Raw genomic sequence first — 14891 nt, 5'->3', positions numbered from 1 at the left:
TCAGAGTGCAGGAGATAGCGCCCTGAATAACCCGCTGCGGCACCGGTGGAGCCGCGCCTTTTGAGAGGAGAAGTTTCCATGTCAACGATGTTGTCCAACCTGGACCTGCTGCGCCGGGTGCCACTGTTCTCGCTGCTCACCATGCCGCAGGCCGAGGTGATCAGCGGTGCCGTGGTCAAGAGGCGCTTCAAGCGCGGCGAGGCGCTGGTCGAGCAGGGGCAAAAATCCAACGCGCTGTTCATCCTGCTCACCGGGCGGGCGCGCGTGCTCACCACCGACAGCCGCGGGCGCGAGGTGATCCTGGCCACGCTCTCGCAGGGGGACTACCTGGGCGAGATGAGCATCATCGACAATGAACCCCATTCGGCCACGGTGCGCGCCGAGGTGCAGACCGATGTGCTGATGCTCGGGCGCACCGAGTTCGCGCGCTGCCTGACCGAGAACGCCTCCATGTCGCTGGTGGTCATGCGCGGCCTGGTCAAGCGCCTGCGCCATGCCGACCGCAAGATCGAATCCCTGGCCCTGCTGGATGTGTACGGCCGCGTGGCCCATGCCCTGCTGGATTTTGCGGTCACCGACGCCCAGGGCCAGCGCATCATCCGCGACAAGATCTCGCGCCAGGACCTGGCCAAGATGGTCGGCGCCTCGCGCGAAATGGTCAGCCGCGTCATGAAGGACCTGGAGGAGCGTGGCTTCATCGAGGTGCTGCCCACCGGCGCCACGCTGCTCAAGGATCGGCTGGACGCGCTGGGCTGAGCGGCCTGCCGGGCTGGCTCCATGGGGTAAGCTCGCTGCGCGCCTATGACCTATTCACTCAATACCCTGAACGCATCGTCCGCCGCGAAGTCGTCGCCCCGCTCGGGAGCGGCCCGCTTCGGGCATGAAATCGGCCTGGTGCTGGGGCTCCTGGCCCTGGTCTTCTGGCTGCTGGCGCTGGTCAGCTATTCGGCGCAGGACGCCGCCTGGTCCTCCTCGGGTCCTTCGGACTCGCGCGCCGTGCTCAACTGGGCCGGGCGCCTGGGTGCCTGGCTGGCCGACGGCAGCTACTTTGCCCTGGGCTTTTCGGTCTGGTGGTGCGTGGCGGCAGGCGTGCGCTCCTGGCTGTCATCGCTGGCGCGCTGGATGCGCGGCGGCGAGGTGCTGCCCGGTGCCCTGAGCCCCATGGCGCGCCGCGGCCTGTTCTGGGGCGGGCTGGTGGTGCTGATGTGTGCCAGCACCGCGCTCGAATGGTCGCGCCTGTACCGCTTCGAATCGCTGCTGCCCGGCCATGCCGGCGGGGTGCTCGGCTACCTCACGGGGCCGGCCAGCGTCAAGTGGCTGGGCTTCACCGGCTCGGCCCTGCTGTGCATCGTGCTCGCCGTGCTGGGCGCGGCGCTGGTGTTCCGTTTCTCCTGGGGCCATGTGGCCGAGGTGCTGGGCGGGCGCATCGATGCGCTGGTGCAGTCGCGCCGCACGCAGCGCGAAGTGGCCAAGGACGTGGCGGTGGGCCGCAAGGCGGCGCGCGAGCGCGCCGTGGTGGTGCTGGAAGAGAAGACCGAGAGCGAGGAGCACCACCCGCAACCGGTGCAGATCATCGAGCCGATTCTGGTCGACCCGCCACTGAGCACACGCGTGGTCAAGGAGCGGCAAAAGCCCCTGTTCACCGAGATGCCCGACAGCAAGCTGCCGATGGTCGACCTGCTCGACGGCCCGCAGCAGCGCCAGGAGACCGTGGCGCCCGAGACGCTGGAGATGACCAGCCGCCTGATCGAGAAAAAGCTCAAGGACTTTGGCGTCGAAGTGCGCGTGGTGGCGGCCATGCCCGGCCCGGTGATCACGCGCTACGAGATCGAACCCGCCACGGGCGTGAAGGGCTCGCAGATCGTGGGCCTGGCCAAGGATCTGGCGCGCTCGCTGAGCCTGGTGTCCATCCGCGTGGTGGAGACCATCCCCGGCAAGAACTTCATGGCGCTGGAGCTGCCCAATGCCAAGCGCCAGTCCATCCGCCTGTCCGAGATCCTCGGCTCGCAGGTCTACCACGAGGCCAAGAGCATGCTCACCATGGGCCTGGGCAAGGACATCGTGGGCAATCCGGTGGTGGCCGACCTGGCCAAGATGCCGCACGTGCTGGTGGCCGGTACCACGGGCTCGGGCAAGTCGGTGGGGATCAACGCCATGATCCTCTCGCTGCTGTACAAGGCCGAGGCGCGCGACGTGCGCCTGCTGATGATCGACCCGAAGATGCTGGAAATGTCGGTCTACGAAGGCATTCCGCACCTGCTTGCGCCCGTGGTCACCGACATGAAGCAGGCCGCCAACGGCCTGAACTGGTGCGTGGCCGAAATGGAGCGCCGCTACAAGCTCATGAGCAAGCTCGGCGTGCGCAACCTGGCCGGCTACAACGTCAAGATCGACGAGGCCAAGGCGCGCGAGGAGTTCATCTACAACCCCTTCAGCCTCACGCCCGAGGAGCCCGAGCCGCTGCAGCGCCTGCCGCACATCGTGGTCGTCATCGACGAGCTGGCCGACCTGATGATGGTGGTGGGCAAGAAGATCGAAGAGCTGATCGCGCGCCTGGCGCAGAAGGCCCGTGCCGCCGGCATCCACCTGATCCTGGCCACGCAGCGCCCCAGCGTGGATGTGATCACCGGCCTGATCAAGGCCAACATCCCGACGCGCATCGCCTTCCAGGTCAGCAGCAAGATCGACAGCCGCACCATCCTCGACCAGATGGGGGCCGAAGCGCTGCTGGGCATGGGCGACATGCTCTACATGGCCAGCGGCACCGGCCTGCCGATCCGCGTGCACGGCGCCTTCGTCTCGGACGAGGAAGTCCACCGTGTCGTCCATTATCTCAAGGAACAAGGGGAGCCGGACTACATAGAAGGCGTGCTCGAAGGCGGAACTGTGGACGGCGACGGGGATCTGTCAGGGGAGGGCGGTGGCGGTGAAGGGGGTGAAAAAGACCCGATGTACGACCAGGCCGTGGAAGTGGTCCTCAAGGACCGCAAGGCCAGCATCTCCTACGTCCAGCGCAAGCTGCGCATCGGCTACAACCGGTCCGCGCGCCTGCTGGAGGACATGGAGAAGGCCGGCCTGGTCAGCGGCCTCACCGCCAGCGGCCAACGCGAAGTGCTGGTGCCTGCGCGCCCCGAATAAGGGGCTGCGGGCACCTGCGCCCCACCCAAGGAGTCTATTTTTGAAAAAAGTTGTGACAGCCATCGTGATCGCCGCCAGTGCCTCAATGGCCAGTGCGGACGGGCTCAAGAGCCTCGAATCCTTCATGAAGAGCACCCAGACGGGCCGGGCCGAGTTCACCCAGGTGGTGACCTCGCCGCCCAAGGAGGGGCAGACGGCGCGCACCAAGAATTCCAGCGGCTCGTTCGAGTTCCAGCGCCCCGGGCGCTTCAAGTTCGTCTACAAGAAGCCGTTCGAGCAGACCATCGTGGCCGATGGCCAGACCCTGTGGCTGCATGACGTCGACCTGAATCAGGTGACGCAGCGCGCCCAGGCCCAGGCCCTGGGCACCACGCCGGCGGCCTTGCTGGCATCGGCACCCGACCTGTCGGCGCTCAAGGCCGATTTCACGCTCGAGGCGGCGCCCGAGGCCGACGGCTTGCAGTGGGTGCTGGCACGCCCCAAGGCCAAGGACGGGCAGCTGCAGAGCGTGCGCGTGGGCTTTGCCGGCGAGCAGCTCGCGGCCCTGGACATCCTGGACAGCTTCGGCCAGCGCTCGGCCATCCGCTTCAGCGGCATGCAGGCCAACCCGTCGCTGCCGGCCGGCACCTTCCAGTTCAAGCCGCCCGCCGGGGCCGACGTGGTCAAGCAGTAACTGCCGCAGCGCCTATTTCTTTTGGATGACGCCGCGCGCATAGCCGCCGTGCGCCGAGGGCAGCACCATGCAGATCATGGCGCGGCCCTGCTGCTTTTCCAGCTGCTGGACCACGGTGCGCTGCTCGTCGTAGTCCTCGCCGGCACGCAGGTCTGCCGCGCTTTTCTTGATGCGCTTGAGCAGGTCCTGCACCTTGTCGTCGTTGACGCTGAGGTTGGGGCAGTTCTTGGCCGCGAAATCGGCCGACGCCAGGGCCGAGCCCAACTGGGCCTCGATGGCCTCGGCTTCGGTCACATCGGCGTGGGCGGCGCCGCACAGCAGGGCGAGGGTCAGGCCCAGCAGCAGGCTGGGTTTGGCAAAGCTTGATGGATGCGTCATGGTTCAGTTCTTTGGGAGGACAGGTGGGATCATGCAAAGGCGTGTTGTCACCAGCGGTAGACGGCAGGCAACTGGCCCGAATGCCTGCGGTGCCGGGTCTTTTTCGCCCCGCTGTCGGAGAGGACCATTTCGGCCCCTTCGAAGGATATCTGCGCCTGGCGGTTCAGGGTGCGGCCGAGAACGGTGAACACCATCTCGATGCTGGTCTGGTCGTTCGCAAGCTTCCAGGTGCCGTCCAGGGTGCGCAGCGCGCCGATCTCGTCCTTCTTCAGGTAGAGCCTGACCGTGCCATCGGGCAGAAACTGCACGATGTTGGACGAGGGGGAATACTCCTCCCACCAGCCCGCCAGGGCGGTGGCCGCATCCGGTGTGCTGGCCTGGGTGGTGGCCTCCTGCGCATGGGCGGGGAACATGGGCTGCAGAAAGCCCAGCAGGGCCAGTACGAGAAGCCGCAGGGCCCTGTGCCAGTGTGTCATGGTCATGGAAGAAGAAGGCAGTGATTGTTCTGCCGGGCTTTATAAGCGATGCAGGCACCGCCTCGCGCCAGTGTCTGCGGGCTTGTGTGACATTTTCGGCATCTGGGGCATGCGGCTGTGTTGGAATCGGGGCCTGCCACCGGCTTGCAGTCTGCCGCCGTGCCTTCACCTGAATGCCATGGCATTCGCTGTTCCCTTTCGGCTGTTTCCATGAGTACCTCCCGCAGTCCTTCGTCCCCTCCCTCCTCTGGCGCAGCCCACCAGCCGCTGGCCGAGCGCCTGCGCCCGCGCACGCTCGCGGAGGTGATCGGGCAGCAGCAGGTGCTGGGGCCCGGCATGCCGCTGCGCCTGGCCTTCGAGTCGGGCCGCCCGCACAGCTGCATCCTGTGGGGCCCGCCGGGCGTGGGCAAGACCACCATCGCGCGGCTCATGGCCGATGCCTTCGATGCGCAGTTCATCAGCATCAGCGCGGTGCTGGGCGGGGTCAAGGACATCCGCGAGGCGGTGGAGCGCGCCGAACTCGCGCGCGATGGCCTCATGCAGCAGCGCACCATCGTCTTCGTCGACGAGGTGCACCGCTTCAACAAGAGCCAGCAGGACGCGTTTTTGCCGCATGTGGAAAGCGGCCTGTTCACCTTCATCGGCGCGACCACCGAGAACCCCTCGTTCGAGGTCAATTCCGCGCTGCTCTCGCGCGCGGCGGTGTATGTGCTGCAACCGCTGTCGACCGAGGACCTGCAGCAGCTCGTGGCCCTGGCCCAGGCGCACAAGGCGCTGCCCGCGATCGAGCAAGACGCCATCGACCGGCTCGTGGCCTATGCCGACGGCGATGCGCGGCGCCTGCTCAACACGCTGGAAACCCTGGCCATGGCGGCCACGCAGGAGCAACTGGCCGAGATCACGGACGAGTGGCTGCTCAAGGTGCTGGGCGAGCGCATGCGCCGCTACGACAAGGGCGGGGAGCAGTTCTACGACACCATCAGCGCGCTGCACAAATCCGTGCGCGGCTCCGACCCCGATGCGGCGCTGTACTGGCTGGTGCGCATGCTCGACGGCGGGGCCGATCCGCGCTACATGGCCCGGCGCCTGGTGCGCATGGCCAGCGAGGACATCGGCCTGGCCGACCCGCGTGCGCTGCGCCTGGCGCTCGATGCCGCCGAGGTCTACGAGCGCCTGGGCACGCCCGAAGGCGAGCTGGCGCTGGCCGAGTGCGTGGTCTACCTGGCCGTGGCGCCCAAGTCGAATGCCGTCTACAAGGCCTACAACGCCGCGCGCGCCTGGGTCAAGCAGGACGGGACGCGCCCTGTGCCCATGCACCTGCGCAATGCACCGACAAAGCTCATGAAGCAACTCGACTACGGCAAGGGCTACCGCTACGCGCACGACGAGGAGGGGGGCTTTGCAGCCGGAGAAAACTACCTGCCCGAAGGCATGCCGGCGCCCGGTTTCTACCAGCCGGTGGAGCGTGGGCTCGAAATCAAGATCGCACAGAAATTGCGTGAACTGCGCAATCGCAATACCACGGCCGATGGCACAGCCCTGCCCGAGGATTGATGGGTTGCAGGGGAAATGGCCCCCAAACCGGCGCTATGCCGATTTTGCATGATTCCAGTAATAAGTTTGCTCAGCAATATTCTTGCGTGCATCAAAATTACTTATGTACCCGGGCGGTCACTGATGAACCGATGAACCCGAGGGAAAACCCCGCCAATCATGGAGAGGGGCTCCTGACACTACTGGCTACAATCCCGTCCACAAACCCGCACAGCTGCATTTCTGGCGGGTTTTTTGCTAGATGGCAGTCGGGCCCACAAGGCTGTACCGATTCCGGTGCCTGCGCTTGGGGTGCGTTACAAACGAAGGACTTCTCTTATGGACATTTTGCTGCAACAGATCATCAACGGTCTGGTTCTCGGCAGCATGTATGCCTTGATAGCCTTGGGCTATACGATGGTGTACGGCATTATTCAACTGATCAACTTCGCCCATGGCGAGGTGCTCATGATCGGTGCACTCACCAGTTGGAGCTGTATCGGCCTGATGCAAGGGGCGATGCCCGACGCACCCGGCTGGCTGATCCTGCTGTTGGCGACCATCATTGCCTGCGTGGTCGCCGCCACCCTGAACTTCGTGATCGAAAAAGTCGCCTACCGGCCGCTGCGCAGCAGCCCGCGCCTGGCCCCCCTGATCACCGCGATCGGCATGTCCATCCTGCTGCAGACGCTGGCCATGATCATCTGGAAGCCCAACTACAAGCCCTATCCGACGATGCTGCCCAGCTCGCCGTTCGAGATCGGCGGCGCCTTCATCACCCCCACCCAGATCCTGATCCTGGGCGTGACGGCGATCGCCCTGGCCTCGCTGGTCTACCTGGTGAACCACACGAACCTGGGTCGCGCGATGCGCGCCACGGCGGAGAACCCCCGCGTGGCCTCGCTGATGGGCGTCAAGCCCGACATGGTGATCTCCGCCACCTTCATCATCGGCGCCGTCCTGGCGGCCATCGCCGGCATCATGTATGCCTCCAACTACGGCACGGCGCAGCACACCATGGGCTTTCTGCCGGGCCTCAAGGCCTTCACGGCAGCCGTGTTCGGCGGCATCGGCAACCTGGCCGGCGCGGTGGTCGGCGGCATCCTGCTGGGCCTGATCGAAGCCATCGGCTCGGGCTACATCGGCACCCTCACTGGCGGCCTGCTGGGCAGCCACTACACCGACATCTTTGCTTTCATCGTGCTGATCATCATCCTCACGCTGCGCCCCTCGGGCCTGCTGGGCGAGCGTGTGGCGGATCGAGCCTGAGGACCCTGTCATGAAGAACAACAACCTTGCCAAATGGATCGCTGGCGGCATCGCGCTGCTGATCCTCCCGCTGATCCTCCAGTACTTCGGCAACGCCTGGGTGCGGATCGCCGACCTGGCCCTGCTGTACGTGATGCTGGCCCTGGGCCTGAACATCGTCGTCGGCTACGCCGGCCTGCTCGACCTGGGCTACGTGGCGTTCTACGCCGTGGGTGCCTACCTGTTCGCGCTGATGGCATCGCCCCACCTGGCCGATACCTTTGCCGCGTTCGCCGCCATGTTCCCCAACGGGCTGCACACCTCGCTGTGGCTGGTGATACCGGTGGCGGCCTTGGTCGCGGCCTTGTTCGGGGCCTTGCTCGGGGCGCCCACGCTCAAGCTGCGCGGCGACTACCTGGCCATCGTGACGCTGGGCTTCGGTGAAATCATCCGCATCTTCCTGAACAACCTGGACCACCCCGTCAACCTGACCAACGGCCCCAAGGGCCTCGGGCAGATCGATTCGGTCAAGATCTTCGGCCTGGACCTGGGCAAGCGGCTGGAGCTTTTCGGCTTCGAGATCAACTCCGTCACGCTGTACTACTACCTGTTCCTGGTGCTGGTGATCATCAGCATCGTCATCTGCTACCGCCTGCAGGACTCGCGCATCGGCCGCGCCTGGATGGCCATCCGCGAAGACGAAATCGCCGCCAAGGCCATGGGCATCAACACCCGCAACCTCAAGCTGCTGGCCTTCGGCATGGGCGCCTCGTTCGGCGGCGTCTCGGGTGCCATGTTCGGTGCCTTCCAGGGCTTCGTCTCGCCCGAGTCCTTCAGCCTGATGGAGTCGGTCATGATCGTCGCCATGGTGGTGCTCGGCGGCATCGGCCACATCCCCGGCGTGATCCTGGGCGCCGTGCTGCTGTCGGCCCTGCCCGAAGTGCTGCGCTACGTGGCCGGCCCGCTGCAGGCCATGACCGATGGCCGCCTCGATTCCGCCATCCTGCGCCAGTTCCTGATTGCCGTGGCCATGATCGTCATCATGCTGATGCGCCCCCGTGGTCTGTGGCCTGCGCCCGACCATGGCAAGAGCCTCACGCAGAAGTCCTGAACACCACCGAAAGTTAGAACATGGCAGAGAAATCCAATGAAGTGGTGCTGAAGGTTGCCGGCATTTCCAAGCGCTTTGGCGGCTTGCAGGCCCTCTCCGACGTCGGCATCACGATTGAGCGCGGCCAGGTCTATGGCCTGATCGGTCCCAACGGTGCTGGCAAGACCACGTTCTTCAACGTGATCACCGGCCTGTACACCCCCGACGCCGGCACCTTCGAGCTCGCAGGCAAGCCCTACGAGCCCACGGCCGTGCACGAGGTGGCCAAGGCGGGCATTGCCCGCACCTTCCAGAACATCCGTCTGTTCGCCGAAATGACGGCGCTCGAAAACGTGATGGTGGGCCGCCACATCCGTACCAAGTCCGGTCTGCTGGGCGCGATACTGCGCACCAAGAGCTTCAAGGAAGAAGAGCTGGCCATTGCCAAGCGTGCGCAGGAGCTGCTCGACTATGTGGGCATCGGCAAGTTCGCTGACTACAAGGCGCGCACGCTGAGCTACGGCGACCAGCGCCGCCTGGAGATTGCCCGCGCCCTGGCCACCGACCCCCAGCTGATCGCGCTGGACGAGCCGGCCGCCGGCATGAACGCGACCGAGAAGGTGCAGCTGCGCGAGCTGATCGACCGCATCCGCAACGACAACCGCACCATCCTGCTCATCGAGCACGACGTGAAGCTGGTGATGGGCCTGTGCGACCGCGTGACGGTGCTGGACTACGGCAAGCAGATCGCCGAAGGCACGCCTGCCACCGTGCAGAAGAACGAAAAAGTGATTGAGGCCTATCTGGGCACCGGAGGACACTGAGAATGGCCGAAAAATCCAACAAGGTACTGCTGCAGGTCAAGGGCCTGAAAGTGGGCTACGGCGGTATCCAGGCCGTCAAGGGCGTGGACTTCGAAGTGCGTGAAGGCGAGCTGGTCTCGCTCATCGGCTCCAACGGTGCCGGCAAGACCACCACCATGAAGGCCATCACCGGCACGCTGCCCATGGGCGATGGCGACATCGAGTACCTGGGCAAGAGCATCAAGGGCAAGGGCGCCTGGGACTTGGTCAAGGACGGCCTGGTGATGGTGCCGGAAGGGCGCGGCGTGTTCGCGCGCATGACCATCACCGAGAACCTGCAGATGGGTGCCTACATCCGCAAGGACAAGGCGGGCATCCTGGCCGACATCGAGAAGATGTTCACCATCTTCCCGCGCCTGCGCGAGCGCAAGGACCAGCTGGCCGGCACCATGTCGGGCGGCGAGCAGCAGATGCTGGCCATGGGCCGCGCGCTGATGAGCCAGCCCAAGGTGCTGCTGCTGGACGAGCCCTCGATGGGCCTGTCGCCCATCATGGTGGACAAGATCTTCGAGGTGGTGCGCGACGTGTACGCCCTGGGTGTGACCATTGTGCTGGTGGAGCAGAACGCCAGCCGCGCCCTGGCGATCGCCGACCGGGGCTACGTGATGGAGTCGGGCCTGATCACCATGACCGGCCCGGGCAAGGAGCTGCTGAGCGATCCCAAGGTGCGTGCCGCCTACCTGGGCGAGTAAACCCCGGATGCATGCAAAGAAAGATGCCGCCCCTCGGGGCGGCATTTTTCATGGTGCAGGCCGGATTCAGTACTTGTACTGCACGCCCAGCGTCGTCATCTTCACACCCGCATTGTCATCGGCGAAGTGGAACTTGTGGCGCTCCCATTCCACCACGGCGGCCCACTGCTGGTTGAAGTTCCAGCGTGCGCCCAGGCCGTAGGACAGGCCGAAGCCGCTGTCCTTGCCCGTGGCCACGCCCAGGCCCGAGAAGCCCGTGGTGCGCGTGCGCCCGTACGTGGTACCGACCTTGCCGAACAGGTCGAACTGCTCGTTCAGCGGGGCCCGCCCGACCAGGCTCAGGTTGACGCCCTGGGCTTTGGTAGTGCCGCCCAGGCGGTGGGCCTTGCCGGCATTCAGATAGCTCAGCTCCACGCCGGCATTGGGGTGGAAGTAGCCGCCGGTGGAGAGCTTCCAGGCCGCGTCGGAATCGTCGAAGCCCAGGCCGGTGCCCGGCGGGCCGCCGTTGAGGTCGTAGTGTGAGCGGCCGCCACTCAGGCCGAAGTAGCCTTGCTGTGTGTACGGAATGAAGGAGTCGCGCTGCTGTGATGCAGCGCTGCTGGTCTGCGCGTGCGCGCCCGTGGCGGCGCAAGCGGCGGCTGCAACGGCCAGCCAGGGAATCATTCGGAGCGGGAATGGCATGGGGTAGGTCCTTGGGATGTGGGGAGGTTCGGCGGGCGGGGGTGCCCGCGAGGCGAATGCCCAATCTAAGGCGCTGCGTGGCCTGCCCCTGTAGGACTGGGGGCGGCTGGCAGGTAGGCCCGGCTCGGGGATGGGGCCTGCGCCGATGGGGCGGATCGGGCGAATGGTCCGCAGGGGCCGGGCCTGCAGCGGCCCGGCGGTTAAACTCCCGGCAGTCACGTTGGCGTCATGGTTTTGTCATGGCGTCGTCATTTTTCAGAAATCCTACCCCCCCGTTCCAGGAGCCGCTCCCATGCTGTTTGCCAAGCTGTTGCCACGCGAAGGCAACTTTTTCGAAATGTTCAACCAGCATGCGGACCGCATCGTGGAGGCGGCTCGCGCCTTTTCGCAACTGGTGGCGAACTACAGCGATCCGCACCTGCGCGACAAGTACAACCAGGATGTGGACAACGCCGAGCGCGCTGCCGATCGCGTGACGCACGAGGTCAACAAGGCCATCCACAAGACCTTCATCACCCCCATCGACCGCGAGCAGATCCACACGCTGATCAACACCATGGACGATGTGGCCGACCTGATCCAGGACTCGGCGGAAACCATGGCGCTGTACGACGTGCGCCACATGACGGAGGAGATCACGCGCCTGACGGACCTGAGCCTCAAGTGCTGCGAGCGCGTGCGCGACGCCGTCAAGCTGCTCGACAAGATCGCCGACCCGGCCGTCGCCGAGGCGGCCCTCAAGACCTGCGAGGAGATCGACAGGCTCGAATCCGACGCTGACCGCGTGATGCGCAGCGCCATGAGCAAGCTGTTCCGCGAAGAGCCCGATGTGCGCGAAGTGATCAAGCTCAAGGCGATCTACGAGCTCTTGGAAACCATCACCGACAAGTGTGAGGACGTGGCCAACTGCATCGAGGGCATCGTCCTCGAAAACTCCTGATCGGCAGGGCTTCGCAGCATGGAAACCGTACAAGCAGCCCTGTGGGTTGTCATCTTGCTCGTGGCGCTCGCTCTCCTGTTCGACTTCATGAACGGGTTCCACGATGCCGCCAATTCGATCGCCACGGTGGTCTCCACCGGCGTGCTCAAGCCCGCGCAGGCGGTGCTGTTCGCGGCGTTCTTCAATTTCGTGGCCATCTTCGTGTTCCACCTGAGCGTGGCCGCCACGGTGGGCAAGGGCATCGTGCAGCCGGGCATCGTGGACACGCATGTGGTGTTCGGCGCCCTGGTGGGCGCCATCACCTGGAACGTGATCACCTGGTACTACGGCATCCCCAGCAGTTCCTCGCATGCGCTGATCGGCGGCATCGTGGGCGCGGTGATTGCCAAGGCCGGCGCGGGCGCGCTGGTCTCCACCGGCATCCTCAAGACCGTGGCCTTCATCTTCGTCTCGCCCCTGCTGGGCTTTGCACTGGGCTCGCTGATGATGGTGGCCGTCGCCTGGATCTTCCGGCGCTCAAGGCCGAGCAGGGTGGACAAGTGGTTCCGGCGCCTGCAGCTCGTCTCGGCGGGGGCCTACAGCCTGGGCCACGGCGGCAATGATGCGCAAAAGACCATCGGCATCATCTGGCTGCTGCTGATCGCCACGGGGTATGCCTCGACGGCCGATGCCTCGCCGCCGACCTGGACCATCGTGAGCTGCTACGCGGCCATCGGCCTCGGAACCATGTTCGGTGGCTGGCGCATCGTCAAGACCATGGGCCAGAAGATCACCAAGCTCAAGCCCGTGGGCGGTTTCTGCGCCGAGACGGGCGGGGCGATCACGCTGTTCCTGGCCACCACCCTGGGCATACCGGTCTCCACCACGCACACCATCACCGGTGCCATCGTCGGCGTGGGCTCCACGCAGCGCGCCAGCGCCGTGCGCTGGGGCGTGGCGGGCAACATCGTCTGGGCCTGGGTGCTCACCATCCCGGCCAGCGCCTTCGTGGCCGCCATTGCCTATTGGGTGAGTCTGCAGCTCTACTGAGTGCGCCTCCGCCCCTGAAAAAAGCCCTCCGGGAACTGCTTCCCGGAGGGCTTTTTGCGCTGTGGCGCGTGCCTATTGCGAAATCTTGCGCGCCTCTTCGATCTGGTATTCGAAATAGCGCTGGAAGCTGAAGGCCAGGCTGGCCATCAGCACCGTGGTGCCCAGCAGCAGGGCCAGGACGATGGCGCCGATGGTGGTCCAGCGCGTCTGGCCGGCGGGCGCTTCCACGGGCATGTCCGGGTTGTGGCGGGCATTCCAGCGCTCGGGCGTCATCAGGCCGTACAGGATGGCGCGCAGCGCGCAGCCGGCGATGGTGAAGCCCAGCAGGGGGATCAGCACCCAGCTGTAGTGGTCGTCCTGTCCCCATTGCTGCACGCGCTGGATGCCGTAGATCCCCAGCGCCGTGGGGATGGGCAGCAGCCAGCCCAGCATGTCTCCCATGCCGTGCAGGTAGAAGCGGTGCAGGCCCAGCGGGCCGCCCAGGAAGGCCAGCCAGGCGGCCAGGGTTTTGTTTTTCATGGGTCGATTATTCAGGCGAAGTGGTGTCGCCCGTGCCGAGGGTCTTTTCCATGAGCACGATGTCGCGCCAGGCGCCGAACTTCCAGCCCATGGAGCGCATCACGCCCACGTCGGTAAAGCCCAGGGCGCGGTGAACGCCGATGGAGCCGGCATTGGCCGAATCGCCGATCACCGCCAGCAGCTTGCGCACGCCCACTGCCTCGGCCTGTGCGATCAGTTCGGCCAGCAACTGCCGGCCCAGGCCCATGCCGCGGGCGTTGTCGGCCACATAGATCGAGTCTTCGGCCGAAAAGCGGTAGGCCGGGCGCGGCTTGAACCAGTTGGCATAGGCAAAGCCCAGCACCTGGCCGTCCTGCTCGGCCACCAGCCAGGGCAGGCCCCGGCCCAGTACGTCGGCGCGGCGGCCTGCCATGTCGGTTTCAGTGGGGGGATCGATCTCGAAAGTGCCTGTGCCGTGCAGCACGTGGTGGGCGTAGATGGCGGTGATCGCCGGGAGGTCGGCGTCGGTACTGGGACGGATGGTGGGCATGGCTGGAGGCGTGGGAATGCAGGTTTGCGCGCGTTCGCCGAAGTGTATGGCACGCTTTTGCGGGAATTGGATATAATCGCGGGCTTTGCAGCGTGTCGCTGGCCGGGTGGCCATGTCGCGTGTCTCAAGCGTTGCGAGAATATGGTTGCGAACACTGTGGCTTTCGGCAGGCACTGCCGGAACCCAACACCCGAAGGATAAATCATGGTCGTCATTCGACTCTCTCGCGGCGGCTCCAAGGGCCGTCCTTTCTTCAACATCGTCGTCGCCGACAAGCGCGTGCGCCGTGATGGCCGCTTCATCGAGCGCCTGGGCTTCTACAACCCCACCGCCAAGGAAACCGAAGAAGGCCTGCGCATCGCCCAGGACCGCCTGACGTACTGGCAGAGCGTGGGCGCCCAGTCCTCGCCTACCGTGGACCGCCTGATCAAGCAAGCCGCCAAGAAGGCTGCTTAAAGCTCCCTGAAAAGGGCGGGTTCCGTCGGCTTGCCTGGCGGAACCCGCCCTTTTCCTATTTCCGAGACCCATTCCATGGCCACGAACCTGACCCTCGCACCCGCAGAACTGCCTGCCGACGCCGTCGAAGTGGGCCGCATTGCCGACGCCTGGGGGATCAAGGGCTGGTTCAAGGTGGTGCCCCACAGCAGCAACCCCGAAGCCCTGTTCTCTGCCAAAAGCTGGTACCTGCAGCCCTCGGATCGGGGTGCCAAGGCCTTCTCGGGCACGGTGCTGCTGCCCATTCGCCAGGCCAAGGACCACTCGGACACCGTGGTGGCCTGGGCCCAGGGCATCGACGACCGCAATGGCGCCGAGGCGCTGCGCGGTGCGCGCATCTTCGTGCCGCGCTCGAGCTTCCCGTCCACCGCCACCGACGAGTACTACTGGGTGGACCTGATCGGTCTGGCCGTGGTCAACCGCGAGGGCTTGGCCCTGGGCACCGTGCGCGAGCTGCTGTCCACCGGTCCCCAGACCGTGCTGGTGCTTGAGTACGAGGAGGCAGGCAAGGTGCAGGAGCGCATGATTCCCTTCGTGGCCCATTTCGTCGACAAGGTGGAACTGCCCGAAAAGCGCATCACCGTCGACTGGCAGCCCGACTACTGAG

General features: G+C 65.5%; 17 protein-coding genes. 12 read left to right on the top strand and 5 right to left on the bottom strand.

All coding sequences use genetic code 11. The features are described 5' to 3' along the window. Window positions 1-78 precede the first annotated feature (78 nt). Genes U5N23_RS32190 through lolA form a run of 3 tightly spaced genes read left to right on the top strand, consistent with a single transcriptional unit; the run spans window position 79 to window position 3811 of the window. A complete protein-coding gene (locus U5N23_RS32190) occupies window positions 79-756 on the top strand; it encodes a Crp/Fnr family transcriptional regulator (protein ID WP_322596736.1) in 678 nt (225 codons plus the stop codon). A 45-nt stretch (window positions 757-801) separates the two neighbouring features. Then, a complete protein-coding gene (locus U5N23_RS32185; protein WP_322596735.1) occupies window positions 802-3138 on the top strand; it encodes a DNA translocase FtsK in 2337 nt (778 codons plus the stop codon). A 40-nt stretch (window positions 3139-3178) separates the two neighbouring features. After that, on the top strand, window positions 3179-3811 hold the full coding sequence (gene lolA, locus U5N23_RS32180) for an outer membrane lipoprotein chaperone LolA (protein ID WP_322596734.1): 633 nt from the start codon (window positions 3179-3181) through the stop codon (window positions 3809-3811). 12 nt (window positions 3812-3823) lie between these two features. Here lolA and U5N23_RS32175 read toward each other — a convergent pair whose 3' ends face one another. Together U5N23_RS32175 and U5N23_RS32170 are read right to left on the bottom strand one after the other, a co-directional pair. Further along, window positions 3824-4189, bottom strand: coding sequence for a hypothetical protein (locus U5N23_RS32175; RefSeq protein ID WP_322596733.1), 366 nt, complete (start codon window positions 4187-4189; stop codon window positions 3824-3826). 47 nt (window positions 4190-4236) lie between these two features. After that, window positions 4237-4671, bottom strand: coding sequence for a hypothetical protein (locus U5N23_RS32170; RefSeq protein WP_322596732.1), 435 nt, complete (start codon window positions 4669-4671; stop codon window positions 4237-4239). A 204-nt stretch (window positions 4672-4875) separates the two neighbouring features. Between U5N23_RS32170 and U5N23_RS32165 the strand changes: the two genes are divergently transcribed. From U5N23_RS32165 to U5N23_RS32145, 5 genes are all read left to right on the top strand, one after another. Next, window positions 4876-6219 (top strand): replication-associated recombination protein A, encoded by a 1344-nt coding sequence (locus U5N23_RS32165; RefSeq protein ID WP_322596731.1) that lies wholly within the window; start codon window positions 4876-4878, stop codon window positions 6217-6219. A 318-nt stretch (window positions 6220-6537) separates the two neighbouring features. After that, window positions 6538-7467 carry a branched-chain amino acid ABC transporter permease gene (locus U5N23_RS32160; protein WP_322596730.1) on the top strand — a complete coding sequence of 310 codons (930 nt, stop codon included), beginning with the start codon at window positions 6538-6540 and terminating at the stop codon, window positions 7465-7467. A 10-nt stretch (window positions 7468-7477) separates the two neighbouring features. After that, on the top strand, window positions 7478-8557 hold the full coding sequence (locus U5N23_RS32155) for an ABC transporter permease subunit (protein ID WP_322596729.1): 1080 nt from the start codon (window positions 7478-7480) through the stop codon (window positions 8555-8557). Between the two features lie 20 nt (window positions 8558-8577). Beyond that, the gene (locus U5N23_RS32150; RefSeq protein ID WP_322596728.1) at window positions 8578-9360 is read left to right on the top strand and encodes an ABC transporter ATP-binding protein; all 783 of its coding nucleotides are present in this window, start codon (window positions 8578-8580) and stop codon (window positions 9358-9360) included. A gap of 2 nt (window positions 9361-9362) precedes the next feature. Next, window positions 9363-10091, top strand: a complete 729-nt coding sequence (locus U5N23_RS32145) for an ABC transporter ATP-binding protein (protein WP_322596727.1) — start codon at window positions 9363-9365, stop codon at window positions 10089-10091. Window positions 10092-10157: 66 nt separating this feature from the next. Here the strand turns inward: U5N23_RS32145 and U5N23_RS32140 are convergent, their stop codons facing one another. Further along, the gene (locus tag U5N23_RS32140) at window positions 10158-10772 is read right to left on the bottom strand and encodes an outer membrane beta-barrel protein (RefSeq protein WP_322596726.1); all 615 of its coding nucleotides are present in this window, start codon (window positions 10770-10772) and stop codon (window positions 10158-10160) included. Between the two features lie 292 nt (window positions 10773-11064). Here U5N23_RS32140 and U5N23_RS32135 point away from each other — a divergent pair, with 292 nt between their 5' ends. Together U5N23_RS32135 and U5N23_RS32130 are read left to right on the top strand one after the other, a co-directional pair. Further along, window positions 11065-11712 (top strand): DUF47 domain-containing protein, encoded by a 648-nt coding sequence (locus U5N23_RS32135; RefSeq protein ID WP_322596725.1) that lies wholly within the window; start codon window positions 11065-11067, stop codon window positions 11710-11712. Window positions 11713-11730: 18 nt separating this feature from the next. Next, window positions 11731-12741 carry an inorganic phosphate transporter gene (locus tag U5N23_RS32130; RefSeq protein WP_322596724.1) on the top strand — a complete coding sequence of 337 codons (1011 nt, stop codon included), beginning with the start codon at window positions 11731-11733 and terminating at the stop codon, window positions 12739-12741. 72 nt (window positions 12742-12813) lie between these two features. On the opposite strand, the gene U5N23_RS32125 is transcribed toward U5N23_RS32130, so the two are convergent. Together U5N23_RS32125 and U5N23_RS32120 are read right to left on the bottom strand one after the other, a co-directional pair. Further along, entirely contained in the window at window positions 12814-13260 is a 447-nt protein-coding gene (locus tag U5N23_RS32125; protein ID WP_322596723.1) for a hypothetical protein, read from the bottom strand. Window positions 13261-13267: 7 nt separating this feature from the next. Continuing rightward, a complete protein-coding gene (locus U5N23_RS32120) occupies window positions 13268-13789 on the bottom strand; it encodes an N-acetyltransferase family protein (RefSeq protein ID WP_322596722.1) in 522 nt (173 codons plus the stop codon). A gap of 204 nt (window positions 13790-13993) precedes the next feature. Here U5N23_RS32120 and rpsP point away from each other — a divergent pair, with 204 nt between their 5' ends. Next, entirely contained in the window at window positions 13994-14245 is a 252-nt protein-coding gene (gene rpsP / locus U5N23_RS32115; protein WP_007859791.1) for a 30S ribosomal protein S16, read from the top strand. Window positions 14246-14320: 75 nt separating this feature from the next. Then, a complete protein-coding gene (rimM, locus tag U5N23_RS32110; RefSeq protein WP_322596721.1) occupies window positions 14321-14890 on the top strand; it encodes a ribosome maturation factor RimM in 570 nt (189 codons plus the stop codon). Window position 14891 lies beyond the last annotated feature (1 nt).

Source organism: Acidovorax sp. (genome assembly GCF_034519795.1).
Lineage (GTDB): Bacteria > Pseudomonadota > Gammaproteobacteria > Burkholderiales > Burkholderiaceae_C > Acidovorax.
Note: the sequence above shows the minus strand (reverse complement) of the source record. Positions and strands in the feature narration are given on the sequence as shown.